The following is an 8,193-nucleotide window of genomic DNA, read 5'->3' as shown; positions in this document are numbered from 1 at the left end:
GTCTTTCCCTTCGGTTGTTATCCCCCACGGACGCATCGGAATCCGGGGAACAAACTGTCCCCTGCACAGCCGCCCCCGACTGCAACATGAATTCCAACGCTACCGCTTTCCCGCATCGGACAGACTCAGCCGCTGCGGATGATCTTTCTGGAAGGCGATTGCCGATCGATCAAGGCCTTCGGATGAAACAAAAAAGAAATAATGGCGCTTGACAGCAAAAGCCCTGCATTTGCGTCAAAGCGCCTTAAATCCTTGGTTTTCAGCTATTATTTCAGAGTTCACGAATCTGTCATCCAGGTCGAATCGTGAGAAATGCTGGAATTCGCGAATCCGTAACAACAAATGCAAAAAGCCCGCCGCGAATTTCTCCGCGACGGGCTTTAACCCGATAGTAATCGGAAGATCAGCTCAGCGCGGAAACGCGCTTCGTCAGACGGGCAAACTTCCGCGAGGCGGTGTTCTTGTGGAACACGCCCTTCGAAACGCCACGGGCCAGTTCAGGCTGGGCGGCCGCAAGCGCGACAGTCGCGCCGGCCTTGTCACCAGCGGTCAGCGCCAGTTCCACCTTCTTCAGGAAGGTACGGATGCGGCTGACGCGCGCGCCGTTGATCTCGGCCCGGCGGTCGTTCCGGCGGATGCGCTTTTTTGCCTGCGGCGTGTTCGCCATGCTCGTCCTCGATAGATCAAAAAGGGATGTGGTGCGGGATTGATCCCGCCCCAGGAAGGCCGGCTACATACACCGATGGGCCAAATCGTCAACCTTCAGCGTTGGCATTTGGGGCAGAAAAAGGTCGATCGCCCGCCATCCACCCGCCGCGCTACCGGCGTACCACATCCACACGCCTCGCCCTCGCGCCCATAGACGCGCCACTGGTTCGCGAAATAGCCCAGTTCACCGTTCGGCTGGGCATAATCGCGCAACGTCGATCCCCCCGCCTCGATCGCAGCGGCCAGCACCTCGCGAATCGCGTCCACCAGCCTGGCCAACCGCGCCTGCGAGATGCTTCCCGCCGCCACGGTCGGCGCGATCTTCGCCATATGCAGCGCTTCGCACACATAGATATTGCCGAGGCCCGCCACGATCCGCTGGTCGAGCAGCAGCAGCTTCACCGCCGCCACCCGGCCCGCGAACGCCGTCTTCAGGTGCGCGGCCGACAGCCCTGCCCCCAACGGTTCCGGCCCCAGCGTGCGGAACGCGGGAAAATCATCGATCTTGGCCGTCGCCACCAGATCCAGCGATCCGAATCGTCGCGGATCGTTCAGCGCCAGCCGCCGCCCGGATTCGGTTTCGATGAGCAGATGATCATGCTTGCCGATCTCGGCCGGATCGATCCGCCAGCTGCCCGACATGCCGAGGTGGAAGATCAGCGTATCGCCCCGGTCCGTATCGATCAGCCCGTATTTCGCGCGCCGGCCCAGCCCCGTCACCCGTGCACCGGTCAGCCGCTGGCGCAGATCGACGGGAATCGGCCGGCGCAGATCGGCCCGGCGCGGTTCGATCGATATCAGGCGCTGGCCTTCCAGCGGGGGACGCAGACCGCGCACGGTCGTCTCGACTTCGGGAAGCTCCGGCATGATGGCCCAGCGTTATGGCCGAGGCCCCTTCCCCGCAAGTGCGCCGCGCATAGCGCTTTCACCGCAAACGATCAGGCTCTATGGAGCCGGCATGGAAACCGTGTCCTTCGGCTATGCCGACGTCAGCCCTGAGGAAAAGACCGAGCGCGTCGGTGCCGTGTTTCGCAATGTCGCGGCGCGCTACGACATCATGAACGATGCCATGTCGGGCGGCATGCACCGGCTGTGGAAGGATCGCTTCGTGCGCCGGGTAAAGCCCCGCGCCGGCGAATCGATTCTCGATATGGCCGGCGGCACCGGCGATATCGCCTTTCGCCACGCCCGGTCCGGCGCCGAAGTAACCGTGGCCGATATCAACCCGGCGATGCTCGAAGTCGGCATGGATCGCGCGAAGAAGCGCGGTATTCACGGGCTGATCTGGTCCGAACAGAATGCCGAGACGCTGAGCTTCGATGATCGCAGCTATGACGCCTACACCATCGCCTTCGGCATTCGGAACGTCACCGATATTCCCGCCGCCCTGCGCGAAGCCCATCGGGTGCTGAAACGCGGCGGGCGATTCTTCTGCCTCGAATTTTCGACCAACCAGTGGCCGATCTTCGCCGAGGTGTATGACGCTTATTCGCACCGGCTGGTGCCCAAGCTGGGCAAATTGCTGGCGAATGACGAAGACAGCTATCGCTACCTGATCGAATCGATTCGCCGTTTCCCCGACATGCCGAAATTCGAACGCATGATCGGCGAGGCGGGCTTCGTGCGCACCAATGTCGAACCGATCATGGGCGGGCTGGTGGCCATTCACAGCGGCTGGAAGATTTGACCCACCCCATCGTCCACCTGTCCCGCCTCCTCATCTGGGGGCGCACGCTGGCGCGCCACGGGGCGCTGCGCGGCATCGAACGCGATCCGATGACGCCGCCGGCCGTGCGCCGGCTGGCGCGCATCGCCCGGTTTGGCGCGCGCGTTCCCAAACAGCCGGCTTATGCCGATGCCTTCCAGGCGATCGGCCCGGCCGCGATCAAGCTGGGGCAAAGCCTGGCCACCCGTCCCGATCTGGTGGGCGAACATGCCGCGCACGATCTGCTGCGCCTGCAGGATGCGCTGCCGCCCTTGCCGTTCGCCGAGATTCGCGACCAGATCGAACGCGCATTCGATCGGCCGCTGGAAGAATTGTTCACGTCGTTCGATCCGGTGCCGGTCGGCGCCGCCTCGATCGCGCAGGTCCACCGCGCCGTCACCCCCGACGGCCGCGATGTCGCGGTCAAGGTGCTGCGCCCCGGCGTGGAACGTGAATTTGCCCGCGCGATCGACACCTATGAATGGGCCGCGGCCCAAGTCGAAGCGATGGGGGGCGAAGCCGCGCGCCTGCGCCCGCGCATGATCATCGCCACGTTCAAGCGCTGGACGGCGCGCGAACTCGATCTGCGCCGCGAAGCCGCTTCCGCATCCGAACTCGCCGATGGAATGGAGGCCGAACCCACCTTCGTCGTGCCCGCGATCGATTGGGAACGCACATCCGGCAAGGTGATGACGCTCGAATGGGTCGACGGCATCAAGATGTCCGATCGGGCCGCGCTGGTCGCCGCCGGCCATGATCCGTCCGCTATCGCCGGCAATCTCGTGCGGGCGTTTCTGCGCCAGGCGATCGCCGAAGGTTTCTTCCATGCCGATCTGCATCAGGGCAATTTGTTTGTGCGGCCGGACGGGCGGATCGCCGCGATCGATTTCGGCATCATGGGCCGGATTGATCGCCGCGCGCGGCTGTGGCTGGCGGAAATCATCTACGGCCTGATCACCGGCAATTATCGCCGCGTCGCCGAAATTCATTTCGAAGCGCAATATGTGCCCGCGCACCATGATGTCGCCGAATTTGCGACCGCGCTGCGCGCTGTCGGCGAACCGATGCGCGGCCGGCCGGTGAAGGATATGTCGATCGGGCAGATGCTCGACGGGCTGTTCGCCATCACCCGCGATTTCGACATGCAGACCCAGCCGCACCTGCTGCTGCTGCAAAAGACGATGGTGATGGTCGAAGGCGTCGCAACCGCCCTCGATCCCGATATCAACATGTGGGACACGGCCGCCCCCTTCGTGAAGGAATGGCTGCGCTCCGAACTCGGCCCGGAAGCCGCAATCGCCGATCGCCTGCGCGAAGATGTGAAGACGATCGCACGGCTGCCCGAACTCATCCGGCGCATCGAAACGCGTTTCCCGCCGGCAGGCGGCGCGCCGCCCTTGCCGCCGATCGCCGAAATCGCGGTGGTGCGCATCGGCGGTGGCTGGCGCTATGCGGTGGTCGCGCTGGCGGCTGCCGCCACGGGCGCTGCGGCGTCCTTCTGGTGGCTGCTCGGCTAGAGGCTGAAGGGGGAGTGGGCCGGGCCGCGTACCCGGCCTCCTGACGCCTCCTCAGCCCGCCTGGGCCACGATCGCTTGCCAGTTGGCCTCGTCGATAACGCGGATGCCCAGATCAGCCGCTTTCTTCAGCTTGGATCCGGCCCCCGGCCCGGCGACGACAAGATCGGTCTTGGCCGAAACCGATCCCGCCACCTTCGCGCCCAGCGCCTCGGCCTGTGCCTTGGCTTCATCGCGCGACATGGTCTCCAGGCTACCGGTGAACACCACCGTCTTGCCCGTCACCTCCGATGCCCGCGTTTCGTGGATCACCGCGTCCACCGTCACCTGCGCCAGCAGGTCGTCCAGCACTTGGCGATTATGCGGCTCGGCGAAGAAATCGACCAGCGCCTGCGCCACTTCGGGGCCAACGCCCGGCGTTTCGATGATCGCGGCCAGTTCCTTGGCGGTGCGCGCGCGGAATTTCTCGTCGCTTTCGCCCACCGCCGGCACCAGTTCGGCCCGCTTGGCGATGCACGCATCGATCATCGCCGACAGCGCGGCCCATGTCGAATAGCGCCGCGCCAGATCGCGCGCCGTCACCTCGCCGACATGGCGGATGCCCAGCGCGAACAGGAACCGGTCGAGCGGCGGACGGCGTTTCGCATCCACCGCGCGGATCAGATTATCGACCGATGTTTCCGCCCAGCGTTCACGCCCGATCAGGGCTTCGCGCTGTTCCGTCAGGCGGTAGATATCGGCGGGTGATCGGATCAGCCCGTCCTTGAAGAACGCCTCGATATGCGTCAGCCCCAGCCCTTCGATATCCAGCGCGTGGCGGCTGACGAAGTGGCGCAGCCGTTCCACCCGCTGCGCCGGGCAGATCAGCCCGCCGGTGCAGCGCCAGTCGACCTCGCCTTCTTCCCGCGCCAGCGCCGATCCGCATTCCTGGCAGTGCGTCGGGAAATGCCATGCCGGGCGATCCTCGTCGCGGGTCAGATTCTCGACAATCTGGGGGATCACGTCGCCTGCGCGCTGCACCACCACCCGGTCACCCGGGCGCACGCCCAGCCGCTCGATCTCGTCGGCATTGTGCAAAGTCGCGTTGGTGACGACGACGCCGCCCACCGTCACCGGCTCCAGCCTTGCCACCGGCGTGATCTTGCCGGTGCGGCCCACCTGCGTGTCGATCGCGCGCAGGGTCGTCTGCGCCTGTTCGGCCGGAAATTTATGCGCGATCGCCCAGCGCGGCGCGCGCGCCACAAAGCCCAGCCGTTCCTGCCAGTCGAGCCGGTCGACCTTGTACACCACCCCGTCGATATCGAACGGCAGATCGGCGCGTTTAGCCTCGATCCCGCGATAATGGGCGATCATCGCCTCCACGCTGTCCACCCGCACCAGCGCATCGGACACCGGAAAACCCCAGTCGCCAATCGCCCGCATCACGCCATATTGCGTATCCGCCGGCAGCGCGGATGCCTCGCCCCAGCCATGCGCCAGAAAACAAAGCGGCCGGGCGGCGGTGACGTTCGCATCCTTCTGGCGCAGCGATCCCGCCGCCGCATTGCGCGGATTGGCGAACTGGCGCGCCTTGGCGGGATCGTCCACCGCGGCCAGCAGCCGGGCGTTCAGCGCGTCGAAATCGGCCTTGGCCATATAGACTTCGCCACGCACCTCGAACACGTCGGGCGCGCCCGGTGGCAGCATCTGCGGAATATCGCGGATCGTGCGCACATTGGGGGTCACATCCTCACCCACCGCGCCATCGCCGCGCGTCGCCGCCTGCACCAGCCGGCCCTGTTCGTAGCGCAGCGAACAGGATAGCCCGTCGATCTTGGGTTCGGCCGTCACCGCCACCGCCGCATCATCGGCCAGCTTCAAAAACCGGCGGATGCGATCGATGAACTCGGCCACATCTTCGTCGGCAAAGGCGTTGTCCAGGCTCAGCATCGCCCGCGCGTGCGCCACCTTGGCCAGCGGCCCGGCGGGTGCCGCGCCCACCAATCGCGACGGCGAATCAGCGCGGATCAGATGCGGGAATGCCGCCTCGATCGCCGCATTTTCCCGCACCAGCGCGTCGAACTCCGCGTCCGAAATCTCCGGCGCGTCGTCCGCATGGTACAGCGCGTTATGGCGGGCGATTTCGCTTGCGAGCCAGGCCAGCCGGTCGGTCGCGCTCGCATCATCGATGGGGAAGGACAGTTGCGTCATGGCGCCAGCGCTAGGCGATATTGCCGGCATGGATCAAGCCGCCCGCCTTCGATATGGTCCCCCATCATCCTCGCTCGACTTCACGGGCGACTGGCGGCATGGGCGAAGCATATGGCAACCGACGAAATCCGTCCCGCCGCAACGGGGTATGCCGCATGAACGGCCGCAAGATCCTTCTCATCGTCGGCGGCGGGATCGCCGCTTACAAGGCGTGCGAACTCGTCCGGCTGATCCGCAAGGCCGGCCTATCGGTGCGCTGCGTGCTCACCGCCGGCGGCCAGCAGTTCGTAACGCCGATGACCTTGGCGGCGCTCAGCGAACAGCCGGTCCACACCAGCCTGTGGGATCTGAAGGACGAAGCGGAAATGGGCCATATCCAGCTCAGCCGGCAGGCCGATCTGGTCGTCATCGTCCCCGCCACCGCCGATCTGCTGGCCCGGATGGCCGCCGGCATCGCCGATGATCTCGCCACCACCCTGCTCCTCGCCACAGACAAGCCGGTGCTGGCCGCCCCGGCCATGAACGTGCGCATGTGGGGGCATGCCGCAACCCAACGCAACGTCGCCCAATTGCGCGCCGATGGCGTGACGGTGCTGGAACCGGATGAAGGCGCCATGGCCTGCGGCGAATATGGCCCCGGCCGCCTGCCCGATCCCGAAATCATCCTCGCCGCGATCCAGCGTGCGCTGGGGGCAGCCGGCCCGCTTGCCGGCCGGCACATCCTCGTCACCGCCGGGCCGACGCATGAACCGATCGATCCGGTGCGCTACATCGCCAATCGTTCGTCGGGCAAACAGGGTTTCGCCATTGCCGGCGCGCTCGCGGCCTTGGGCGCGCGGGTCACGCTGATCGCCGGCCCCGTTACGTTGCCCACCCCCGCCGGGGTGAACCGGGTGGATGTGGAAACCGCGCGCGAAATGGCCGCAGCCGTCGATGCCGCCTTGCCCGCCGACGCCGCCGTCATGGTCGCCGCCGTCGCCGACTGGCATGTCGCTGCCGCCGGGCAGAAGATCAAGAAGCAGGCCGATGGCGCGCCACCCAGCCTCGCCTTCACCGAAAATCCCGATATCCTGGCTACCCTGGGCCACAGCGCACGCCGCCCCGGCCTGTTGATCGGTTTTGCCGCCGAAACGCAGGATGTGATCGCCCACGCCACCGCCAAGCGCACCCGCAAGGGCGCCGACTGGATCGTCGCCAACGATGTGTCGGGCGATGTGATGGGCGGGGCCAATAACAGCGTCCACATCGTTTCCGCCGATGGGGTGGAAAGCTGGCCCGATCTGCCCAAAGATGTCGTGGCCACGCGGCTGGCCGATCGCATCGCGGCCGCACTCGCCGGCTGACGCGGCGATGCGCATCCTGATCGTCCTCACCTCACAGGCCGTGATGGGCGAAACCCTGCGCCCCACCGGCCTGTGGATCGAAGAATTTGCCGCGCCCTATTTCGTGCTCCGCGATGCCGGGGCGGAAATCACCCTCGCCTCGCCCAAAGGCGGCGCAGTGCCGACCGATCCGACCGGCGATGCGTGGACGCCCGTGCCGTCCTCCGTCGCCCGTTTCCGCAGCGATCCGGCGGCACAGGCGGCGCTGGCCGAAACCATCCCCCTCGCCCGCATCGATGCGACCGGGTTCGACGCGATCTTCTATCCCGGCGGCCTTGGGCCAATGTGGGATCTGGTCGAAAATACCCGCTCCATTGCATTGATCGAACAGGCTTTTTCTCGGAAAATCCCCATAGCCTTCATCTGCCACGGGCAGGCCGCGCTCACCGCCGCCCGCATGCCCGATGGCCGCCCGCTCGTCGCGGGCCGCACCCTCACCGCCTTCAGCCGGGTGGAAGATGAAGCCGCCGGTCTCGCCACCCTTGCCCCCTTCATCCTCGAAGATCGTCTCCGCGCGCTCGGCGCCGATTATCGCTGCGGGCCGCCGCACGCGCCCTTCGTCGTCCGCGACGGCCCCCTGATCACCGGCCAGAACCCCGCATCGTCCCAGATGCTCGGCGAAGCGCTGCTGGCCCTGCTCAAGGCTTGAACCGCGCCGCTCCGCCGCCTACCCCCCGGCATCGTCCTCCCGCAC

At 66.2% G+C, this 8,193-nt stretch carries 7 protein-coding genes; 4 read left to right on the top strand and 3 right to left on the bottom strand.

The annotated features are described in order from the left end of the window. Positions 1-403: 403 nt before the first annotated feature. Positions 404-667, bottom strand: a complete 264-nt coding sequence (rpsT, locus tag KC8_RS19720) for a 30S ribosomal protein S20 (RefSeq protein WP_010125159.1) — start codon at positions 665-667, stop codon at positions 404-406. Positions 668-762: 95 nt separating this feature from the next. Continuing rightward, positions 763-1,575 carry a bifunctional DNA-formamidopyrimidine glycosylase/DNA-(apurinic or apyrimidinic site) lyase gene (mutM, locus tag KC8_RS19715; RefSeq protein WP_010125158.1) on the bottom strand — a complete coding sequence of 271 codons (813 nt, stop codon included), beginning with the start codon at positions 1,573-1,575 and terminating at the stop codon, positions 763-765. 91 nt (positions 1,576-1,666) lie between these two features. Between mutM and KC8_RS19710 the strand changes: the two genes are divergently transcribed. Then, the gene (locus tag KC8_RS19710; protein WP_010125157.1) at positions 1,667-2,395 is read left to right on the top strand and encodes a class I SAM-dependent methyltransferase; all 729 of its coding nucleotides are present in this window, start codon (positions 1,667-1,669) and stop codon (positions 2,393-2,395) included. Beyond that, entirely contained in the window at positions 2,392-3,930 is a 1,539-nt protein-coding gene (gene ubiB / locus KC8_RS19705) for a 2-polyprenylphenol 6-hydroxylase (RefSeq protein ID WP_010125156.1), read from the top strand. Before KC8_RS19710 ends, ubiB begins: the two co-directional genes overlap by 4 nt. 51 nt (positions 3,931-3,981) lie before the next feature. Here the strand turns inward: ubiB and ligA are convergent, their stop codons facing one another. Continuing rightward, a complete protein-coding gene (gene ligA / locus KC8_RS19700; RefSeq protein WP_010125155.1) occupies positions 3,982-6,117 on the bottom strand; it encodes an NAD-dependent DNA ligase LigA in 2,136 nt (711 codons plus the stop codon). Between the two features lie 155 nt (positions 6,118-6,272). Here ligA and coaBC point away from each other — a divergent pair, with 155 nt between their 5' ends. Next, positions 6,273-7,460 carry a bifunctional phosphopantothenoylcysteine decarboxylase/phosphopantothenate--cysteine ligase CoaBC gene (gene coaBC / locus KC8_RS19695; RefSeq protein WP_029624481.1) on the top strand — a complete coding sequence of 396 codons (1,188 nt, stop codon included), beginning with the start codon at positions 6,273-6,275 and terminating at the stop codon, positions 7,458-7,460. Continuing rightward, positions 7,408-8,148, top strand: coding sequence for a type 1 glutamine amidotransferase domain-containing protein (locus tag KC8_RS19690; RefSeq protein WP_010125153.1), 741 nt, complete (start codon positions 7,408-7,410; stop codon positions 8,146-8,148). Before coaBC ends, KC8_RS19690 begins: the two co-directional genes overlap by 53 nt. The last annotated feature ends 45 nt before the right edge of the window (positions 8,149-8,193 follow it).

Source organism: Sphingomonas sp. KC8 (genome assembly GCF_002151445.1).
In the GTDB taxonomy this organism is placed as follows: Bacteria; Pseudomonadota; Alphaproteobacteria; order Sphingomonadales; family Sphingomonadaceae; genus Sphingomonas_E.
This window is presented reverse-complemented; position numbering and strand designations above follow the sequence as displayed.